18 protein-coding genes and 2 pseudogenes are annotated in these 20,424 nt (G+C 63.2%); 12 read left to right on the top strand and 8 right to left on the bottom strand.

Translation table 11 applies throughout. From position 1 onward, the window contains the following. The first annotated feature begins 1 nt into the window (after window position 1). The 11 genes and pseudogenes from CFE428DRAFT_RS13510 to CFE428DRAFT_RS33580 all read left to right on the top strand — a co-directional run bounded on the left by CFE428DRAFT_RS13510 (window position 2) and on the right by CFE428DRAFT_RS33580 (window position 10,459). A complete protein-coding gene (locus CFE428DRAFT_RS13510) occupies window positions 2-1,051 on the top strand; it encodes a glycosyltransferase family 9 protein (RefSeq protein ID WP_006980114.1) in 1,050 nt (349 codons plus the stop codon). Continuing rightward, window positions 1,048-2,130 (top strand): glycosyltransferase, encoded by a 1,083-nt coding sequence (locus tag CFE428DRAFT_RS13515; protein WP_006980115.1) that lies wholly within the window; start codon window positions 1,048-1,050, stop codon window positions 2,128-2,130. Before CFE428DRAFT_RS13510 ends, CFE428DRAFT_RS13515 begins: the two co-directional genes overlap by 4 nt. Window positions 2,131-2,138: 8 nt before the next feature. After that, window positions 2,139-3,152: a glycosyltransferase family 4 protein gene (locus CFE428DRAFT_RS13520; RefSeq protein WP_042724986.1), complete on the top strand. Its 1,014-nt coding sequence runs from the start codon at window positions 2,139-2,141 to the stop codon at window positions 3,150-3,152. Continuing rightward, window positions 3,149-4,300 (top strand): glycosyltransferase family 4 protein, encoded by a 1,152-nt coding sequence (locus CFE428DRAFT_RS13525; protein ID WP_006980117.1) that lies wholly within the window; start codon window positions 3,149-3,151, stop codon window positions 4,298-4,300. Before CFE428DRAFT_RS13520 ends, CFE428DRAFT_RS13525 begins: the two co-directional genes overlap by 4 nt. After that, entirely contained in the window at window positions 4,293-5,660 is a 1,368-nt protein-coding gene (locus tag CFE428DRAFT_RS13530) for a hypothetical protein (protein ID WP_006980118.1), read from the top strand. Before CFE428DRAFT_RS13525 ends, CFE428DRAFT_RS13530 begins: the two co-directional genes overlap by 8 nt. After that, the gene (locus CFE428DRAFT_RS13535; RefSeq protein WP_006980119.1) at window positions 5,657-6,787 is read left to right on the top strand and encodes a glycosyltransferase family 4 protein; all 1,131 of its coding nucleotides are present in this window, start codon (window positions 5,657-5,659) and stop codon (window positions 6,785-6,787) included. The genes CFE428DRAFT_RS13530 and CFE428DRAFT_RS13535 overlap by 4 nt, the downstream gene beginning before the upstream one ends. Beyond that, on the top strand, window positions 6,784-7,899 hold the full coding sequence (locus CFE428DRAFT_RS13540; protein ID WP_006980120.1) for a glycosyltransferase: 1,116 nt from the start codon (window positions 6,784-6,786) through the stop codon (window positions 7,897-7,899). Before CFE428DRAFT_RS13535 ends, CFE428DRAFT_RS13540 begins: the two co-directional genes overlap by 4 nt. Then, window positions 7,899-8,423, top strand: coding sequence for a DapH/DapD/GlmU-related protein (locus CFE428DRAFT_RS13545; RefSeq protein WP_006980121.1), 525 nt, complete (start codon window positions 7,899-7,901; stop codon window positions 8,421-8,423). Before CFE428DRAFT_RS13540 ends, CFE428DRAFT_RS13545 begins: the two co-directional genes overlap by 1 nt. Then, on the top strand, window positions 8,420-9,274 hold the full coding sequence (locus CFE428DRAFT_RS13550) for a glycosyltransferase family 2 protein (RefSeq protein WP_006980122.1): 855 nt from the start codon (window positions 8,420-8,422) through the stop codon (window positions 9,272-9,274). Before CFE428DRAFT_RS13545 ends, CFE428DRAFT_RS13550 begins: the two co-directional genes overlap by 4 nt. Continuing rightward, window positions 9,249-9,599, top strand: a pseudogene (locus CFE428DRAFT_RS41065) (glycosyltransferase); the annotation flags it as partial. The gene CFE428DRAFT_RS13550 and the pseudogene CFE428DRAFT_RS41065, both read left to right, overlap by 26 nt. An 11-nt stretch (window positions 9,600-9,610) precedes the next feature. Further along, entirely contained in the window at window positions 9,611-10,459 is an 849-nt protein-coding gene (locus CFE428DRAFT_RS33580; RefSeq protein ID WP_006980123.1) for a glycosyltransferase, read from the top strand. 24 nt (window positions 10,460-10,483) lie between these two features. Here CFE428DRAFT_RS33580 and CFE428DRAFT_RS13560 read toward each other — a convergent pair whose 3' ends face one another. From CFE428DRAFT_RS13560 to CFE428DRAFT_RS41070, 3 genes and pseudogenes are all read right to left on the bottom strand, one after another. Next, window positions 10,484-11,923 carry a DUF1501 domain-containing protein gene (locus tag CFE428DRAFT_RS13560; protein WP_006980124.1) on the bottom strand — a complete coding sequence of 480 codons (1,440 nt, stop codon included), beginning with the start codon at window positions 11,921-11,923 and terminating at the stop codon, window positions 10,484-10,486. Between the two features lie 164 nt (window positions 11,924-12,087). After that, window positions 12,088-12,912, bottom strand: a complete 825-nt coding sequence (locus CFE428DRAFT_RS35670; protein WP_420196882.1) for a DUF1501 domain-containing protein — start codon at window positions 12,910-12,912, stop codon at window positions 12,088-12,090. After that, a pseudogene (locus CFE428DRAFT_RS41070) lies at window positions 12,794-13,492 on the bottom strand (DUF1501 domain-containing protein); the annotation flags it as partial. The pseudogene CFE428DRAFT_RS41070 and the gene CFE428DRAFT_RS35670, both read right to left, overlap by 119 nt. A 132-nt stretch (window positions 13,493-13,624) precedes the next feature. Here CFE428DRAFT_RS41070 and CFE428DRAFT_RS13570 point away from each other — a divergent pair. Beyond that, window positions 13,625-14,767, top strand: a complete 1,143-nt coding sequence (locus CFE428DRAFT_RS13570; protein WP_042724948.1) for a M20 family metallopeptidase — start codon at window positions 13,625-13,627, stop codon at window positions 14,765-14,767. Window positions 14,768-14,774: 7 nt separating this feature from the next. Here the strand turns inward: CFE428DRAFT_RS13570 and CFE428DRAFT_RS13575 are convergent, their stop codons facing one another. From CFE428DRAFT_RS13575 to CFE428DRAFT_RS13595, 5 genes are all read right to left on the bottom strand, one after another. After that, on the bottom strand, window positions 14,775-15,671 hold the full coding sequence (locus tag CFE428DRAFT_RS13575; protein WP_006980128.1) for an amidohydrolase family protein: 897 nt from the start codon (window positions 15,669-15,671) through the stop codon (window positions 14,775-14,777). Between the two features lie 156 nt (window positions 15,672-15,827). Further along, a complete protein-coding gene (locus CFE428DRAFT_RS13580; protein WP_006980129.1) occupies window positions 15,828-16,952 on the bottom strand; it encodes an aminotransferase class V-fold PLP-dependent enzyme in 1,125 nt (374 codons plus the stop codon). A gap of 14 nt (window positions 16,953-16,966) precedes the next feature. Beyond that, a complete protein-coding gene (locus CFE428DRAFT_RS13585) occupies window positions 16,967-18,178 on the bottom strand; it encodes an MFS transporter (protein ID WP_006980130.1) in 1,212 nt (403 codons plus the stop codon). Window positions 18,179-18,227: 49 nt separating this feature from the next. Further along, complete coding sequence (locus CFE428DRAFT_RS13590; protein ID WP_006980131.1) at window positions 18,228-18,980, bottom strand: SDR family NAD(P)-dependent oxidoreductase; 753 nt, start codon at window positions 18,978-18,980, stop codon at window positions 18,228-18,230. A 19-nt stretch (window positions 18,981-18,999) separates the two neighbouring features. Beyond that, window positions 19,000-20,421, bottom strand: a complete 1,422-nt coding sequence (locus CFE428DRAFT_RS13595; protein WP_042724949.1) for a DUF1501 domain-containing protein — start codon at window positions 20,419-20,421, stop codon at window positions 19,000-19,002. Window positions 20,422-20,424 lie beyond the last annotated feature (3 nt).

Consider the following 20,424-nt stretch of genomic DNA (forward strand, 5'->3'; position numbering starts at 1 on the left):
TATGTCCTGGAAGCGTAACGCGATTGAAGCTGCTTGCACGGTGGCCAGCCGGTTTGCCCCGCGCGCGGATTGTATTCCGGAAAATCCGCGTTCGATCTTTGTCCTGCGGAACAACGACATCGGGGATCTGCTGGTCGTCACGCCGTTGTTCGAAGCTCTGCGCCGCCGATTCCCGAAGACTCGGATCATTGCCGGCGTGGGCGCGTGGAATGTCGAAGTGCTGCGAGGCAATCCGCATGTGGATGAAGTTCTGCCGATCAATGCGCCGTGGCATAACGGCAAGATCCAGCCGCAGAATATCGCCGCCACATTGCGTTACATCGGTCGTTCCCCAGAGGTCGCGGCATTAGCCGCGCGGAAATGCGACATCGGCATCGATGTCCTCGGCAGCCCGCAGGGGTCACTGTTGCAGATGCGCGCGGGGATTTCGTGGCGACTAGGGGTGCGTGGTTACGCCGGCGGCCATTCCGCGGCCCAGCAGTGCGTCGCCTTCGATGCGCATGAGCACGTCGGTCGGATGGCGTTGCGTTTCGCCGAATTGCTCGGCGCCACCGAACTCCCGGAAAATCGCCCGCAAATATATCCCTCCTCCAAACCGGAACAGCACGGAGCCATCGTCGTCGCGCCCGGCGGCGGCTTTGCCGAAAAATGCTGGCCGCCCACTCATTTCGCCGCGCTGCTCGATCGCCTCGCGCCGGCCCGCGTAATCGTGATTGGCGGGCCGCAGGACTCCGTCGCTGGCGCCTCGTTCGCGCAAGGCCGGGGACATGTCGAAGACCACACCATGCGATATTCCCTGGCGGAACTGTTTTCCGTGATCGCCGGAGCGCGCGCGGTGATTTGCAATTCCAGCATGGCGATGCACGTGGCCGCCGCCTTCCGCAAACCATGCCTCGTCGTCCTCGGTCCTCATTTCGCTGATGCCGCCCAACACGCAACTCAGTGGGCTTATCCCGAGACCCGCGTGCTCGGCCGCACGTCCGATCATCCCGAAATCTGCAGTCCGGAGGAAGTGATGCCCGTTCTCGGCAGCCTGCTCGCCCCCACATGAGAATCGCCTTCGTCACCAGTTGCCTCGAACCGGAATGCGACGGCGTCGGCGATTACACCACGCTGCTCGCGGAAGAATGCGCGTGCCGGGGACACACGGTCGCCCGCGTGGCCCTCAATGACGCACGCCTCGCCGAAATAAGCGACACGCCCGGCCTGCTGCGCCTGCCGGCTACATTGCCCTGGCCGGAGCGGCTCCACCGCGCCCGCCGATGGTTGGAAGCCTTCGCGCCGGATTGGCTCAGCCTGCAATTCGTTAACTACGGTTTCCATCCGCGCGGCTTCGCCGGAGCCACTGCCGCGCGTTTGCGGATGCTGTTTTCCGGTTGGCCGGTGCAGGTCTTTCTCCACGAACTGTGGATTGGCGAAGAGCGCGGCGCTTCGTGGAAACACCGGGCGATCGGCTGGTGGCAAAGACGTGGCGTACTCGAATTGCTGCGGACCCTCGACGTGGGTCTCATTCACACGAGTAACGATACCTATGTGCATCTCCTGGCCCGCGCCGATCTCGCCGCGCGCCGCTTGCCGCTCTTCGGTTCGTTGCCCTTGCCCACGGCGAGTCCGGTCCGGTCCAATGACAGGTTGACCCTGGCCTTCTTCGGCACGCTGCATCCCGTGTGGCCGGCGGAACCGCTCTTTTCCCAATTGCGCGGAATGAAAAAGCCCATCGAATTGGTCCACGCTGGCAACATTGGCGCGGGGGAAACGCTCTGGCGCCAAATGGAGTCAACCTACGGAGCTGATTTTCGCTTCCGGCGTCTCGGACGCCTCGCGCCGCCAGCCCTCGCGGATTTCTTTGCCGCGGCGGACTTTGGCGTCGCGACGACACCATGGCTGCTGATCGGCAAAAGCGCGAGTGTGGCGGCGATGCTCGACTGCGGATTGCCCGTTATCGTCAATCGCGACGATATCCACTATCCGGGTGTGCCTGAACATTCCGGTGACTCGGATTTGTTGATCAAAATGGGTCCGGATCTGCCCGCACAGCTTCGCACTTCCACGCGACGCGCACCCCATTTGCGAAAGGCCGAAGTAGTCGATCAATTTCTCGCGGATTGGGAGGCCGCGCGGGTTTCATGAGCTGCCCGATGAAGATTCTGTTCTCGTCCCATTTCTTTCACCCGAGCATCGGTGGAATCCAGGAAGTGGGCCGGATTCTTGCCGGCGAATTCACTCGTGCCGGTCATGAAGTGCAGGTGGTGACGCACACCGCCGAAAGAGATTCGGTCGAATTTCCCTTTCCGATTCATCGCCGCCCGGGGGCGCTCGAATTGTTGCGGTTGGTCGAGTGGTGCGACGTCTTTTTTCATAACAACATTTCGTTGCGGACCGCATGGCCGCTGCTTTTGCGCCGGCGTCCGTGGGTCGCCGCGCATCACGCCTTGATCACTCGGGTCGATGGCCGCATCGGCTGGCAGGATCGGTTGAAGCAACGGGTGGTGCGAGGGGCGCGCAATATCGTCGTCAGCAAAGCTTTGGGTCAGCACATCGCGGCGCCGGCGGTGGTGATCGGCAATCCTTATCGCGACGATCTTTTCCGCTGCGATCCTGCAATCGTTCGCGACCGGGATCTCGTGTTCCTCGGGCGCCTCGTCCCGGACAAGGGCGCCGACCTGCTCTTCCAGGCGCTGGTGCAGTTGCGTGAACGCCGGCTGCTGCCCGGGCTCACCGTCGTGGGACAGGGTCCGGCGGAATCCGTCCTACGCGAACTCAGCCGGCAACTCGGACTCGAAAGCCAAATCGATTTTGTCGGGCAAAAGACCGGCCCGGAGCTGACGGCCTTGCTCAATCGCCACCGAGTTCTCGTTGTCCCGTCGCGCTTGCAGGAACCGTTTGGACTGGTCGCTCTCGAGGGGATGGCCTGCGGGTGCATTCCGCTCGTGGCGAATTGCGGCGGACTGCCCGACGCCATTGGCGTTGCCGGGGTCACCTTTCGCCACGAAGACGCGGAAGATGCCGCACGCTCGATCGAAAAGCTGCTCGCGCCAGATGCCGATTTGCGGCGCTATAAGGAGGCCGCCGCGCCACATCTTGCCAAGCACACCGCCGCGGCTGTGGCCGCGCAATACTTGCGCGTTTTGGAGGAGGCCGCCGGGCGATGATCCTGCAGAGCCATCCCACGGTGAATGCTTTCAACCGCGCGCTCGCGGAAGCTCTGGAACGTGCCGGTCGTCTCGCCGAATTTCATACGACCGTCGCGTTTGGCCGTCGGGCCGTCGCAGTGCCCCCCGCGCGATTGCGTCTTCATCCGTGGAGAGAACTGGCCCGCCTCGTCGCGCAACGTCTGGGATGGCAGGATCACGGTGGCCCGGTCGGAATCGATGCCGTATATCGTGCCTTCGATGCGGCTGTCGCGCGCAACCTTGGACCGGCGCGTGTGGTCTACTGCTACGAGGATGGTGCGCTGGCCACATTTCGCGCGGCCTACGAGCGAGGACTGCGTCGGGTTTACGAATTACCCATCGCCTATTGGGAAACCACCCGGCGCCTGCTGCTCGAGGAAGCGGAACGCCTGCCGCCGTGGGCCTCTACGCTCCAGGCGCCCGACGATCCCCCGGAGAAACTCGCCCGCAAGACCGAGGAACTTCGCCTCGCCAATCTCGTGGTCTGCCCGAGTCGTTTCGTGCAATCGAGTCTTCCGGATGGCACGCGCAGCATCGTCGCGGAATTCGGCTCGCCAGCTTCGCCGCAGACCATCGCCGAGCGCCGTCCCGACGGCCCGCTCCGCTTGCTCTTTGTCGGCACCATGACCCAGCGCAAAGGTCTCGCGGATCTTTTCGCGGCGATGCGCCTGCTGGATCGTCGCGACATCGAGCTTTCCGTGCTCGGCACGCCGCTGGCCCCGCTGTCATTCTACCGTGATGGCTGGCCGCATTTTCGCTACGAATCCCCACGACCGCAGGTCGAGGTGCTTGGCCTGATGGATACCTGCGACGTCCTCGTCCTTCCGAGCATCGTCGAGGGGAGGGCCCTCGTCCAACAGGAGGCGCTCAGTCGTGGATTGCCGCTGCTCGTCACCCCGAATGCCGGCGGCGAAGATCTCGTCCTCGCCGGCGAGACGGGCTGGCTGGTTCCCATTCGGAATCCCGCGGCGCTCGCCGATCGCATCGCGTGGTTTGCCGATCATCGTCGCGAGCTTCCGGGGATGCGGGAAGCGGCGCGGCGCATGGCAGCCGCGCGTTCGTGGGACGATTATACGCGCCGGATCATCGGGGCCATCGATTCTCTTTGCCCGCCCGCCCATGAATAGGTCTCACGACAATTTGCGGCGGCTCATCTGGCTCTACTTCTGGCTCCTCCTCCTGGAAGGAGCGCTGCGCAAATGGCTCGTGCCGGGTCTTTCCAATGCGCTCCTCATCGTGCGCGATCCCATCGTCGTCGTCATCTACGCGCTCGCGATCCGGGAGGGCGTCTTTCCGGCTTCGGGCATGATGTTGTGGACAGTCATTCTGGCGGCGCTTTCTTTTATGGCGTCGTTCGCCGGCATCGGCGATCTCGCGGTGACGATCTACGGCTTGCGGGCGGATTTCCTGCATCTCCCGCTCGTCTTTGTCATGCCGCGCGTTCTGCGGGGCGAGGACGTGCGACGGATGGGGCTCGCTCTCCTGGCGCTCCTCATTCCCATGACGCTGCTGTCGGTGAAGCAATTTCAGGCCGGTCCCAAGTCGTGGTGGAACGTCGGCGCCGGTGGTGAAATCGGCGGACAACTCTATGCCGCCGCCGGCAAGGTCCGGGCGTCGGGCACCTTTTCTTTTGTGACGGGGCTGTCCTGCTATCTCGCACTGACGACTGCATTTCTGCTCGATGATTTGCTTGGCCGGCGGACTTACCCGCGCTGGCTATCGTACACTGCGGTGCCCGCTATGGCGCTGGCCATCGGTGTGTCGGGCAGCCGCACGGCGGTTATTTCCGTGGCCATTGTTTGCAGCCTGGTCCTGTATATCGCGCTGCGGCGCCCGGCGCAGATGCGCGGAGCGGTGATCTTTCTGCTGCTTGGCCTGATCGCGGGCGTCGGGCTGACCACGTTGGTGCCGATCTTCAAAGAAGGCGTGGCCGTGCAACACGAACGCTTCGAGAGCGGCGGGGGGATGGAGCAGGGCATTGTGATGCGTTTCGCTCAGGATTTCATCGCCGCGGGAGGTTCGCTTTCCCGGGCGCCGGTCCTCGGTCTAGGTCTCGGCGTCGGGACCAGCGTAGGAGCTAGGCTCTTGAGCGGGCAGGCCGAATTTGCGCTGGGCGAAGGCGAATGGCAGCGCGTGATCATGGAAAGCGGCGGGACGCTGGGCGCGGCGTATATCGCCCTGCGCTGCGCGATGTTATTGGTGGTCATAGCTGCGGCGTTGAAGGCGTATCGCGCGGGAAGAATTCTGCCGCTGCTGCTCGTCGGCGCCGGAGGACTCGACCTGGCGAATGGCCAATTTGGGCAACCGACCACCCTCGGCTTCGCGGTATTCACCGCCGGCCTCGCGCTCAGCGCTGCCCAGCAGGAGGATCAGGTAACACCACTCCCCCGTTCACAACCGGTGCCGCAACCCGCCGAGGTGGCGATCCGAGGTCGATCCTCCTACGCCGAGCGGTTGCACGGGAAGAGGGAAGAAGAAGCGCGATGAAAGTCCTGCTGGTCTCCAACTATTTGCATGATCGCCAGGAGAGCATGCTGCGTTTCGCGGCCGCGCTGGAGGAAGGTCTTCGCGTCTCCGGCGTGGAAGTGCAGATCGCTCGGCCGGAACCCGTTTTCGGCAAGCTCAAGCCGGGCGCTTCCGGCGCCGGAAAGTGGCTCGGCTATCTCGATAAATTTCTCCTCTTCCCCACTCGCCTGCGGCGACTCGCGGCGGCCGCCGATCTCGTCCACATCTGCGACCACTCAAACGCGATGTACGTGAGAGACGTCGCGTCTCGACCGCACCTCGTCACCTGCAACGACATGCTGGCGATTCGCTCCGCGCGCGGCGAATTTCCACAAAACCGCACCGGATGGTCGGGCCGGATTCTACAACGTTGGATTCTCGCCGGTCTGCGCCGTGCGCGCCGGTTGACATGTATCTCGGAAGCCACGCGACGCGATGTCCTGCGTCTGACGGGACATTCCGCCGAGATCGTCAGCGTCACCTACATGGGGCAAAATTTTGCTTACGCGCCCGTGGCCGAAATCGCGGAGGCAGCGGCCCGCCGCCGCCGTGGGGAGAAAGTCGATGCGACCATTTTCGCGAAACAGGGCGTGCCGGTGGAACCTTACATTCTGCACGTTGGCGGAGGGCAATGGTATAAGAACCGCGTCGGCGTGGTCGCCATGCACAGCGCCCTTCGCGCGCGTCTGGGATTGCAGACTCCACGCCTGCTCATGATCGGGCCGCCCTGCGATGCGCCGGGCGTGGAGACCCGCAGCAACGTGGACAACCGGGCGCTCGCGGCTCTTTATTCCGGGGCGGAACTTTTGCTCTTTCCCTCGCTGGAAGAAGGCTTTGGCTGGCCGATCATCGAAGCGCAAGCTTGCGGATGCCATGTGCTCACAACCGGTAAGAATCCGATGACCGAGGTCGGCGGCGGTGCGGCATTTTATTTGACGGATCCGAGCGACATCGTCGCCGGCGCGGAAGCGATCGAAGAAATCCTGGGCCAGGATGAAATGGCACGCACCGAGTCGATTCGGGTCGGGATCGAAAACGCGGCCCGTTTCTCTGCGGAGCGCATGATTCGAGAATATCTCGCTCTCTACCGGGAGGTGCTGGACGCATGAAGCGGCCACTATTGCATGTGCTGCATTCGCTCGATCCAGCGCGAGGTGGCCCGGCGGAATTGGTGCGGCAGCTTTGCCTCGCGCATGCGGCGGCGGGAGTCGCCTCGGAAGTTGCCACCTTCGATGACGCCGGTGCGTCGTGGCCGGTGCCGGTGCATGCTTTTCCGGGACGCGGTAACTTTGCCTGGTCGCCCGACTTCACTCGTTGGTTGCGGGCCCAGGCCAACGACTACGAAGCCGTATTCATTCACGGTCTTTGGCAATGGCAGGGCATCGGCACCATGCAGGCCTTGCGGGGCTCCGCGACGCGCTACTTTTTGTTTCCTCACGGCATGCTCGATCCTTGGTTTCGCGAGGCGTTCCCGTGGCGGCACCTTCGCAAGCTCTGTTACTGGAAGCTCATTGAAAATCGCGTGGTGCGGGAAGCCGCGGGCATCGTCTTTACCAGCGAGGAGGAGCGGCGACTGGGCCGTGATTTGTTTCGACCGTGGGCGCCTCAACGCGAATCCGTCGTCCCGCTGGGAACGACCGCACCGCCTCGCCCGGCGGAAGAACTGCGCGCTTTGTTCGACGCCCGTTTCCCGCAACTCCGCGGTGAGCGGATTCTCCTTTTCCTCGGCCGCCTGCACGAAAAGAAAGGTTGCGATCTGCTTATCGAGGCTTTTCGCCGGGTGGCGCCGCCCTTGCATCTGGTCTTTGCCGGGCCGTGTGCGGACTCGCGCCTGGAAGCGGATTTGCGCGCGCGTGCGGATGGGCTGCGCGTTACTTTCACCGGCCCGCTCTACGGAGACGACAAATGGGCGGCGCTGGCGGCGGCGGAAGTTTTCGCGCTGCCGTCGCACCAGGAAAATTTCGGCGTCGCCGTGGCCGAAGCCCTGGCCAGCGGAGTGCCGGTGCTGCTCTCGCGCCGCGTCAATATCTGGCGCGAGATCGTCGACGATGGAGCCGGGTTCGCCGAGGCCGACGACGTCGACGGCACCGCCCGCCTCCTCGAACGCTGGCAAGCGGCCGACCCGGCGGCGATGCGGCTTGCCGCCCAACGCTGCTTTAGCGCACGGTTTGATATCCGTCGTACGGCGGAGAACCTCGTCGCCCTGATTTCGCCCACCTAATGGTCTCCAGCTTTTCGCTCCAACACCGACTCGCCCGCGCCGCGTGGAATCTCACGTGGCTGTTGCTCTGCCGCTGGACTCCGCGTCCGCTGCATGCCTGGCGCGCGCTGGTGCTACGCGTGTGGGGCGCGAAGGTGGGAGCACGGTGTCACGTCTATCCCGGCGCCATCGTCTGGGCGCCGTGGCAACTCACGCTCGGCGACGACGCGTGCATCGCCGATGGCGCGGAGATTTACAACGTCGCACCCATCACGCTCGGTGCGCGCTCGGTCGTCTCGCAAGGAGCTTATTTGTGCGCCGCGTCGCACGATCATCGCCAACCGGATTTTCCGATGACCTGCGCGCCGATTCGCCTGGGTGATCGCGCGTGGGTGGCCGCGCGCGCCATCGTGTTGCCGGGTGTGACGCTCGGCGCCGGCGCGGTGGCGGGTGCGGGCAGCGTGGTTACCCGTGACATTCCCGAGGGTTGCACCGCCGTGGGAAATCCAGCCCGCATCGTCCGCGAGGCCGGGGATGGCAAATGAACAAAGTTCCCGTCAGCTTTTTGATCCCCGCGAAAAACGAGGCGGCGAATCTGCCGCGCTGTCTCGAGAGCATCGCGTGGGCGGATGAAATCTGGGTCGTCGATTCGCAGAGCACCGATGGCACGCCGGCGATTGCGGAAGCATCCGGCGCCCGGGTCGTCCAATTCCATTTCAACGGCAGCTGGCCGAAGAAGCGCAACTGGGCGCTGGAGAATATCGCCTTCAAGCACGAGTGGGTTTTCCTCATCGACGCCGACGAAACGCTTCCGCCCGAGGCGGCCGAGGAATTGCGCGCCATCGTCACTGGCACAGGGGATTGCGTGGCCTATCAGATCGATCGTCGCTTCTGGTTCCTCGGCCAGTGGCTCAATCACGCCTACCGCCCGAACTGGATCATGCGCTTCTTCCAGCATCGCAAGGCGCGCTACGCGAAACTCACCGCAGCGGCGATCAGCCACGCCGATCACGAAATCCACGAGCCGATGATCGTCGATGGGAAGATCGGGCGGCTGCGCGCGGAAATGGCGCACTACGCGTTCCCCACGATCGAGTCTTTCGTCGAAAAGCACAATGTCTACTCCAACTGGGAAGCGCACGTAACCCTGAGCGAGGAGCAGCGCGCGCCGACCCATGACTTCGGCTGGCGCCAGCGCTTGAAACGCTGGTCGCGCCGCCTGCCTTGCCGTCCCCTGCTGCGCTTTCTTTTTGTCTACGTCTGGCAGCGTGGATTTCTCGATGGCCGCGCGGGTTATTACTTTGCGCGGCTGCACGCTGAGTACGAGTTTCTGAGTGTGGCCAAGACCTACGAACTGCGCCTCCGACAAAATGAAGATTCTCGTCTGGGGCATTAATTACGCCCCGGAGGCGACAGGCATCGGGCCGTGTAATACCGCGCTGTGCGAACACTTGCGCGCCGCTGGGCACGAGGTCGAGATGGTTACGACGTTTTCCTATTACCCAGCGTGGCGGAAGCGCGCGGAAGATCGCGGCGTGATCTGGCGCAGCGAGACGGTGAATGGCGTGCTCGTGCATCGCTGCTGGCATTACGTGCCGAGCCGGGTGCGTTGGTGGCGGCGGATCATTCATGAAGCGACCTTTGTCCTCACTTCGTTGCCGCGAGTGCTGATTCGTCCACGACCCGAAGTGCTGATCACCATTTCCCCGCCGCTGCTCCTCGGTCCGGCCTCGTGGCTCGTATCATTGCTCCGCGCGACGCGTACGTCTTCCACGTGCAGGATCTGCAGCCGGATGCCGCGGTCGGCGTGGGCCTGTTGCGCGACGACGCTTTCACGCGTTCGCTTTACGCGGTCGAAGCCTTCGCTTATCGCCACGCGTGGCAGGTTTCCGGAATCAGCCGCGGAATGCTCACCGCGTTTTCCAGCAAGGGCGTGCCGCCGGAAAGACAGCTCTATTTTCCCAATGGCATTCGCCTCGAAGATCCTCCGGTGCGGGGCGCTTTTCGGGCGCGGCAGGGAATGGCGGAGAACGATTTCCTCGCCGTCTACAGCGGCAACATCGGCGTAAAACAAGGCGTCCAGCTTTTGGTGCGCGCCGTCCGCCTGGTGCGCGGCCAGCGGATTCGTCTCGTGATTTGCGGTGACGGCGCCCAGCGTTACTTGATCGAAACCGAGGCGGCCGGACTCGAAAACGTCCGCCTGCTGCCGCTCCTGCCAGATGCCGAATATCGCGAGATGCTTGCGGATTGCGACATCGCGGTCATCCCGCAACTCGCGGGCAGTGGCCGGGCCTTTTTCCCCAGCAAACTTTTGAACCCGCTGGCCTACGGATGCCCCATTCTCAGCGTGGCCGATGCGGACAGTGAATTGGCCCGTGTGGTGGCGGAAGGTGGCTTCGGGTGCAACGTGCCGCCCGGTGAGCCCGCATCTCTTGCGGAAACGCTGGACCGGCTGGCGGCTGATCCCGGACAACTCGCCGCCTGGGGAAAAGCAGGGCGCACTTGGGTCGCGCAGTTCGAGCAAACCCGGGTGCTGGAGGAATTTTCGGAAAACCTTCGCGCTAAATTCGCGACGGCATAAGCCGCTCCTTACCGCTTGATGCCGTTACGAAACCGGCAGGATTTCCTCGATCGGCGAGCCGAAGGGCAGGATCGGCATCGGGCGTCCGCTGAGATCCAGCGTGCTGTCGTTGTAGTCGATGCCGAGGTGGCGATAGACCGTGGCCCAAAGGTCGTTCGGGGAAAGCTGTCGATCGACCGGGTACTCGCCCCGGGCATTGGTCGCGCCGATGACCTGTCCGGTCCGCATGCCGCCGCCGCTGACCAGCATCGACATGGCATTCGGCCAATGGTCGCGGCCCGGTTGGCTCACCTTGGTCTGCGTTCCGACCTGCGTGTTGATCCTCGGTGTGCGGCCAAATTCGCCCGTGGCGATGAGCATCACGTCCTTGTCGAGGCCGCGAGCGTAGAGGTCTTCGATAAGGGCGGTGAGCGCCTGATCGTAGACCGGCATGCGCCAATGGCAGTCGTTGAACATGTGGCAGTTCACCGCGTGCGAATCCCAGTTGTAGGTGCAGCCATCCGGGATCTTCGTCCCGGGGAACGGATTTTCCCAAACCATGGTGACAAAGCGGCAACCTGCTTCCACGAGGCGGCGCGCCATCAGCCCGCGCTGACCATAGGCATGGCGCCCGTAACGGTCGCGCACGCTGTCCGGCTCCCGGCTGAGATCGAAGGCGGTCTGCACCTGGGGCGAGGTGAGCATGTGAAACGCGCGTTGGCTGAACTCATCCATCGCGCCCATTAGCCCGCTCGAATCGGCATCGCGCCGCAGCCGGTCCATGCCTTCGAGCAAATGCACGCGATCATCGAGCCGCGTCTGCATATCGGGCGTGAGGCCGATGTTCTGGATCTTGAAATCCGGTGAGCTGGGATCGCCCGCCACCATGAAGGGGGTGGTGCTGGGTCCGAGCCAGGCCGCGCCCAGCGAGAAGGTGTCGATGCCCGCCCTCCCGTTGTCGACGCCCGCCACGGAGACCGGCATCGCCTGGTCAGCGCGGGAGAGCTTCTTGTGGACGATCGACGTTACCGCCGGCGCATCGTTCACAAAACCCGTCGGTGTGGCCGGCAGGCGCCCGGTGAGGAAGCGCTTGTGGCCACCGCCGTGATCAGCGAACTCGTGGCAAACCGAACGGATGAGATTGAACTTATCCGCGATCTGCGCGTGCCGCGGGAAAAGCTCGCAGACCTCGATGCCCGAGACGTTCGTTTTGATCGGGCGCAGGATGCCGCGATACTCCAGCGGCGCATCGGGCTTCATGTCGTAACTCTCGAGGTGCGACATGCCGCCGGGCAGCCAGATGAAAATCACCGCCTTGTCGCGGAGCTTGTGGCCGACCGCCTTGGCCAGCGTCTCCGCGCGCAGATAGTCGCTCATCCCCAAGCCGAGCAGGCTGAGTGCGCCGATTTCGAGGAAGCTCCGGCGCGAGACCGGCCCACGGCAGCGGTGAGCACGCTCGGGAAAGAAATTCGAAGGGGCGGACATGGCTCTCAAAGAATGACCGCCCAGGGGCGGGTTTCTTAGCGGCTGTAAAAAGACTGCCCGCGGATCACACGAATGACACGGATGGGCTATTTTTCATTCGGGTCATCTGTGTGATTCGCGGGCCAAAGAATCTCTGCCGGTTTATCGCGCGGTCTCTAAGCGACTCAGGTACCGGTTAGTTCCTTCAGGGGCTGGCCGTTATCGGTCACCCGTCGGGGACGTCCGATCGGGTCGACAAATTCGGCCGCCGGGTCGACACCCAGGAAGTGGAAGATAGTCGCCGCGAGATCCGGCGGATGGACGGGACGGGATGCCGGAAAAGCGCCCAGCCGGTCGCTCGTCCCCACGATCTGCCCGCCGCCGATTCCGGCTCCAGCGAGCACGACGGAGAAACACGAGCCCCAATGGTCCCGGCCACCGGAGGCATTGATCTTCGGCGACCGGCCAAATTCGCCCATCGCCACGACCAAAGTCTCGTCCAGCAAGCCTCGCGACTGCAGATCGGCGATCAGTGTGGCAAAGGTGCGATCGAACTGCGGAGCAAGGACATCGCGCACGCGGGCCGCATTGTTCTGATGCGTGTCCCAAAGCGGATTCCCGATATTTTCGTCGCCCTCGGCGCGCGGCCAATTGACCTGTACAAGCCGCACCCCTGCTTCCACCAGGCGCCGCGCGAGCAGCACGCTCTGGCCGAATTTGTGGCGTCCGTAATTGTCGCGCAGGGCCGCCGATTCGCGTTCGATTTCGAAGGCCTGCCGGCTGGCGTCGGAGTGCAGGACGTCGAAGGCTTTTTGGTCCATGCGACCGAGTTCTTCGATCGCGCTGCTCTTCGCTCCGTCGCGGAAATGCGCGTCGAATTGCTGCAGCAAATTGAACCGTTCGGCGAGGCGCACGCTCGTCATGCCCTCGGTGAGACTCATGCCTTCGATGTGCATCGGCTGCTGGGTCGGGTCGCACTGGATCATCATGGGATGCCAGGCGGCGCCCATGGAAACCGCCATTCTGTCCCGGCCAGACGATGTGGCCATTGTTGTGAATGAGTTCGGGCAAGACGACCGACGAAAGCGGCGTGCGGGTGCTCGGCTTCAGCGTGCCGACGACCGAGGCGATGCTCGGCCAATCCTGCGGCCCCGCGGGGACGTTCTCGGCTTTCGATGCCGGCAGATAGCCGGTGAGCATGAACGCGCCGCTCGTGGAGTGGGAGTTGATGTCGGTGGTCATCGAACGGACGACCGCGAGTTGATGCGCGATCTGCGCGGTGTGCGGCAGAGTCTCGCAAAAGTGGGTGCCGGGAACGCTGGTCGGGATCGAGCGGAAGGTGCCTCGGATTTCCAAGGGTGCGTCGGGCTTTGGGTCGAAGGTGTCGTGCTGCGGCGGCCCTCCGGAGAGGAAGAGCAGGATGCACGACTTGGCGCGACCGAAGCTGGCGCTGTTGGCAACGGGAGCCGCGGCGCCGCGGGCGGAGCTGCCCCATAAACGGGAAAGGGAAAGCCCGAGCGCACTGAGCCCGCCGACACGCAGCCACTCGCGGCGGCGAATGCCCGGGGCGGAGAGATGCGGGGAGTTCATCTGAGGAGGCCGATGGCGACCTTAATAAAGGAACCGCTGGGAGGAAAGAATGTTAGTTATCCTGGCGTCGTCTATCGGCAGCGTGCGGTGGTTTCCAGTTGGCCCGGGAGCGAGGCTTGCTCAGAATCGCGCATGACCCTTTCCCCGGTAACCCAGACCCTCGCTGAATTGGTGCGAATCAATAGCGTGAATTCGTCCTATGAAGGCGGTCCGGGAGAGCGCGAGGTCGCGAGCTGGATCCGGCGCTTTTTTGAGCAGCGCGGGATCGAAGTCTGGGAGCAGGAGGTGTTTCCCGGCCGGCCGAATGTCATCGCGCGTCTGCCGGGTCGCGATCCCTCACGCCGGGTCATCCTGGAGGCGCACATGGATACGGTGTCGGTGAAGGGGATGAGTATTCCGCCGTTCGAGCCGCGGATCGAAGAGGGGAAGATGTATGGCCGCGGCAGCTCGGATACCAAGGCTGGTCTCGCGGCGATGATGCATGCGGTGGCGGCGCTGCGCGAGTCGGGTCAGCAGCCGCCTTGCGAGGTCTGGCTCGCGGCGGTGGTGGATGAAGAGTTTTCCTTTCGCGGGGTGGTGAAGCTTTGCGAAGGGCTCACCGCCCAGGCCGCGCTGGTGGCCGAGCCGACCGGCCTGCGCGCGGTCATTGCCTGCAAAGGTGTCCTGCGCTGGCGTATTGTCGTTCGCGGTAAAGCAGCGCATAGCGGCAAGCCGCATCTCGGCGTGAATGCGATCACGCACATGGCGCGCATCGTTCTCGCGCTGGAAGAAGAACAGCGACGTCTCGCCAGACACGTGCATCGGTTGCTCGGACCGGCGACGTTGAATGTCGGGGTCATTCAAGGCGGCGTGCAGGTGAACTTCGTGCCGGATACCTGCGCCATCGAGATCGACCGCCGTTTGCTGCCGGGCGAAACCGTGGCGGGCGTGCTCGCGCACTATCAAGGCATGCTCGATGCCTTGCGGGCGGAGCATCCGACGTTGGATGCTTTCATGGAGCCGCCGATGCTCACCGACGAAGCGCTGGAAACACCCGCTGAATCCGCCGCCGCCAAATTGGCCAGCACCGTGCTTTGTGAAATGGGTCTCGATAGCGATGTCTGCGGGGTGCCGTTCTCGTGTGATGCGAGCAAGCTTTCACGACAAGGTGTGCCGAGTCTGGTGTTCGGTCCGGGCAGCATCGACCAGGCGCACGCAGCTGTGGAATTCGTCGATCTCGCCGAGGTCGAGCGCGCCGTCGAGTTTTACCGCAGCTTCATCGAGCGGTTCGCATAGCTGCAGCCTACGCAAAAAAGACCTTCGCTGCGGTCCCACCGAGCATCCATTGCTTGTCTTCGGCGGTGAGGAAAGGCAGCCGGTCGCGGATCAACGCGATGGAGTTGGCGTAGGTTTGGCCATCCTGTAATTGGAACGGACAATCGCTGCCCCACATCAGCCGTGAGGCGCCGTAGGCGTCACGCAGACGATGGATCATCGGCCCGAGATCGGTATACGGCGCCTTTTTCGCGCCGAGCGCGTAGAAGGCCGACGTTTTCACATAGGTGTGCGGGCATTCCGCGAGACGGCAGAGTTCATCGACACTCTTTCGCCGGATCGGACTCTTCATGCCGATGCGCGCGAAGTGATCGATGGCGACGCGGGTGTGCGGATACGCCTGACACATGCGATGCACGCCCGGGAGCGCGTCCGGCTCCGTGAGCAGGCACAGGGTCAGATTTCTGTCCGCGGCGTAGGTCCACAATTTCTTCATCCCGGCGGAATGCGGCCACGTCGCCACTTGCTCCGGTTCCGAATAGACGCGGAAACCGCGGACGCCCTGGCTGGTCAGCGTCTTCACCGTGTCGTGCAGATTCGCCTTCGTCTCATCGACGATCGCCACGCCGCGAAAGACGTCCGGATGATGCGCGATGGATTCGAGCAGGTAGCGGTTGTCGAAGTGGTAAAAGCTCATCTGGATGAGCACGACGCGGCCGACACCGTTGGGACGGCACTGAGCGAAAAGATCGTGTGCCGTGAAACTGCGCGGCACCATATCCTTCAAGCCGAAACCCGGGGCGAGCGGGTAGCGATGGGTGTCGGAACTCCACAAGTGGACATGCGCGTCGACGTGATCGTGGTGGGCGCTGGGGAGCGTGGAGCATCCGGTCTGCGCGAGTGCGGCCAGTGTGGCGGAACGCAAAAAGGAACGGCGCGTGATGTTGGGGGGGAGTTGGCATGTCTGGGTGGTTTGGGTTGAGGTCAGAGACTGTTCTGCCCGCGAATCACACAGATAACCCGAATGAAAAATACTCCATCCGTGTCATTCGCGTGATTCGCGGGCACTTTTTACAGCCCTTTAGACCTTTCGGAGCAGTGTCGTCAGGACACTGAGGAAATAGTCGATATCCTTTTGCGTGTTGTAACCGTGCACGGCGATACGGATTCGTCCGGCATTGTGCATCACGTGGATGTTTTCGTTTTCCAGGGCGGCGTGCAATTCGGTGCTGCGTGAATCCTGGAAAGCGAGGATGCCGCTGCCGTTCCAGCGGCACATCGGCTTCACTCCCAGCGCGCGGACGCCGGCTTCGGCGGCGGCGACGAGCGGGTCCGCATGGGCGGCGATATTCTTGATTCCCACGGCTTCGAGATAGCGTAGGGAGGCATTCAGCGCGTAGAGCGCGACGAAATTTGGCATGCCCACGGAAAAGCTCGCCGCACCGGATTTGCTAACCGCCCGTTCAAAGCGATCGGTGTCGAAGGCGTTTTGCAAATGATACCAGCCACCCGCATGCGTGGTGAGTCGCGCGCCGCTTGTCGCGGGAATGCCAATGATGCCGCCGCCGTGGATACCGAGCGTCCACTTGTGCGTGCTGGAGATGAGAATATCCGCGCCGGCGCAGTCGAGCACCACGCGCCCGAAGGCCTGGGTGATGTCCACGGAGATCAGCGCATTCGGAGCGAGCCGCCGCACCATGTCGTGGAAAGGCGTCCAATCGATCCGATGACCATTGTAGAAACTGACCAGCGAGACCTGTACCAGCTTGGTGCGCTCGTTGAGCAACACAGCGAGATGGTTGGCATCCAGCGCGCCGTCCACCGCATTCCAGACGCGCAGGACCGGCTTCTCCGGCGACCGCAGCCACGGTGTGACCCCGGCGGGAAAATCCAAATCGGTCACCACCACTTCATCGTTGCTGCCGAGTTGCAGTGCGGAGGCGAGAAGATTGTAGGCCTCGGAGCTGCAGGAGCAGAATGCGACCTCAGATGTCCGCAAACCGAGCAGACGGGCGGTCACTTCGCGGCAGCCTTCGACCTGGGCAAAATGGGCGTCGCGGCCTTTCATGCCCTTCTGCTTGTCGTGCCAATACGCGGCGATGGCCTCGCCGGTTTGGCGGGGCGGGATGCTCTCCGCCGCGGTGTTGAGATAAGTCATCCCGGACAGCGTGGAGAAGTCGTGCAGGCGGGTGGATTCAGTCAGCATAGATTCAGTTGGGTTCAGCGGGATTCATTCTCCGGATTGTGGCGCCAGAAGATGAGCATGGCGGCCAGGGCGACACACGGCACCCAGCCGATGAGCGAGATCCCGAGATCGAAGGAATGCGTCTGGTCGACCAGACGGCCGAAGTATTTTTGCAGGGGTGAAGCGACCAGCCAGCCGATCGCCGAAAGCAACCCGGTCGCCTTGCCCACATGCCGGGCGCTCAATTCCTGGGTGAACGAATAGTAGCAGGGGAACAAACCCAGCGCCGCGGCGCCGACGACATACAGCATGAGGAGGAGCAGAGTCCCCTTGGACAACAGGCCAGTGACACTCGTCAGCGCCGTAATCGCGGAACACACGCCGAACACCCAGAGCCGCGCGCGGTGCGAATCGCCGCGGCGGCGCGTGAGCCACAGCGCGGCCGCACCGGAAAGCAGGCAGCCGATATCGGTCGCGATGTAAAAGCCGGAGCTGATGAGCAGGGCATCGGCTTCCGAATAGTGGCGGCCCTGCTGGAGGAATTTCGTGAGCCAGGCGCGAATGATGTGCCAGATGATGTTGATCGCGATGACCATCACGACCAGCGCCCAGAAACGCCGGTCGCGATAGATCTCGCGCCACCACGCGAATGCGCTGGGCGCATCGCTGGTCTTTACCTGGACCACCGCGAAATCGCCGTGCCGGACGCTGGCCAGCCACGCCACAATCCAGACGAGGCCGAGCGCACCGATCATCATGAACGCCGGCCGCCAGGCGCCGACCGCCGGATTTCCCGCGACCATGAAACGCAGGATCAGCGGCGTGAAGATCGCGCCGAGCGAGGCGCCGCTTTGGAGAACGCTGTTGCCGAGCGAGCGTTGTCCGCCGGAGAGGAGCGCCTGCGTCGTGCGCAACGCGCAGGGCCATTGGCCCGATTCAAAAAAGCCAAGCAGCCCGCGACAAGCCAGCATCGGCAGGTAGCCATGGGTCATACCGGAGAGAAAACCGGTCGCGGACCAACCGAGCAGGACGAGTGGATAGAGCCAGCGGACACTAATGACATCCGCGAGAATGCCGAGAACGAGTGAGCCGGCGGCGAACCCCCAGCCGAAGGCGAACTCGATATCGCCGTACTGTTCCTGGTTGAGGTGAAACTCATCGGTGATGCGCTGGCCACGCTGGCCAGCGTCTGCCGGTCCATGTAATTCAGCGTGGTGGCTAGCAGGAGCAGAGCGGTGATCCACCATTTCCAGTGGGTGCTGCGCGGGGGAGACGCTTCGCGATTCACTCGGCTTTTTAGTAAGTGGCCCGCCCGCCGGAAAGATCGAAGACCGCGCCGGTGGTGAAGGAGCAGTCTTCCGAACTGAGCCACGCTACCAACGCCGCGGCTTCTTCCGTTTTCCCGAAACGGCCCATGGGGATTTTCGAGAGCATGTAATCGATGTGCGTCTGCGCCATCTGTTTCAGGATATCGGTGGCGATGACCGCGGGAGTCACGCAGTTCACCACGACATTGCTGGTCGCCAGTTCCTTGCCGAGCGATTTGGTCAGCGAGATGACACCGGCTTTCGAGGCACTATAGTGCGCGGCGTTGGGATTGCCCTCCTTGCCCGCGATCGAGGCGATATTGACGATGCGCCCGTAGCCATTGCGGAGCAGATGTGGGATGACGGCGCGGCAGCAGTGGAAGGGTCCGTTGAGATTGATGTCGAGGACCCGGCGCCATTCCTTGGGATCGGTCTCCCATGTCTTCGCATTCGTCCCGGCGATACCGGCGTTGTTGACGAGAATGTCGAGTTTGCCCAAGGCCGCGGCTGTAGCGGCTGCGGCGGCTTCGATGGATTCGGCGTTGGTGACGTCCGTCACCGCGGTGTGGACCGTGCCGAGGGCTTTCAATTCCTCCGTTGCCTGGGCGAGAGCCGTCGCATCCATATCCCATAGCGAAACGCGGGCGCCGGATTGGAGGAGACGGGTAGCGATGGCGAGGCCGATGCCGCGAGCGCCGCCAGTGACGATGGCGCAACGGCCAGTAAGGTCGATGTGATTCAAGAGTTCCGGGGGTGGAGAGTTAAGCGATGATTTCCTTTACCACGCGGCCTTCCACATCCGTGAGCCGGAAATCGCGACCAGCGTAACGGTAAGTCAGTTTTTCGTGATTCATGCCGAGCAGATGAAGGATCGTGGCGTGCAGGTCGTGGATGTGGACTTTGTCCTGTTGGGCAAAGTAGCCGTAATCATCCGTCGCCCCGTAGGCGATGCCCGGTTTCACGCCCGCGCCAGCCATCCACATGGTGAAGCCGTGCGGATTATGATCGCGACCGTCGCCGCCCTGCGCAGTCGGAGTGCGGCCGAATTCGCCGCCCCACAGCACCAGCGTATCTTCCAATAAACCGCGCTCCTTCAGGTCCCGCAGGAAACCGGCGATCGGTTTGTCCACTTCGGCCGCATTCTTGGTGTGGCCCTTAAAAAGCGCGCTGTGCTGGTCCCACTGCACCTCGCCGTCGCTATGTGTGACTTGCACGAAACGCACGCCGCGCTCGAGAAAGCGGCGGGCCATCAGGCACTGATGGCCAAAGTTGGCGGTCACTTTGTTATCGAGCCCGTACATCCGCTTCGTGGCCTCGCTCTCGCCATTGATGTCCTGGGCCTCGGGCATCGTGCTCTGCATGCGATAGGCGAGCTCGAAAGAATTGATGCGCCCTTCCAAGGCGAGATCCGGGCCGGTGAGTTCGAGATGTTCGCGGTTGAGCTTGGCGATGTAGTCGAGTTGCTTGCGCTGCTCCTCTCCGCTGAGCAAGTCATTGCGAATGTGCCGCACGAGCGCTTTATCCGCGGGAATGCTGGCGTTGCCGATCGGGGTGCCCTGGCAATAAGCGGGCAGGAAAGCGGCGCCCCAATTATTCACGCCGCCGTGGGCCAGCGTCGGGCAGATGGTAATGAAGCCGGGCAGATTTTCATTCTCCGAGCCGAGGCCGTAGAGCACCCAGGAGCCCATGCTTGGGCGAATCTGCGTGTCGCTGCCGGTGTGCAGCTTGAGGCAGGCGCCGCCGTGGGCGGGATTGGTGCCATATACGGAGCGCAGGATGCAGAGATCATCCACGCACTGCGCGACATTCGGGAAGAGCTCGCTGACGGGAAGCCCGCTCTGGCCGTATTGCTTGAAGCTCCATGGCGATTTCAAAAGCTTGCCCGTCTGGGCAAACTGCACCCGCGGCTGCTCGTAAGGATAAGGCTTGCCGTCATCGCGCTGGAGAAGCGGCTTCGGGTCGAAGGTATCCACGTGGCTCGGCCCGCCTTTCATGAAGAGAAAGACCACGCGTTTGGCCCGCGCGGGAAACTGCGGTTGCTTCGGAGCGAGCGGATTCGGGATGACTTCCGCCTGTGCCTTTTCGCGGCCGAGCAAACCTTGCAAGGCGACATAACCAAAGCCGGCCGCGGCGCGCTGCAGCATACTTCGACGAGTGAGAGGAGCGAAGGGTTGGGGCGTCATAAT

The organism is Chthoniobacter flavus Ellin428 (assembly GCF_000173075.1).
Taxonomy (GTDB): Bacteria; Verrucomicrobiota; Verrucomicrobiia; order Chthoniobacterales; family Chthoniobacteraceae; genus Chthoniobacter; species Chthoniobacter flavus.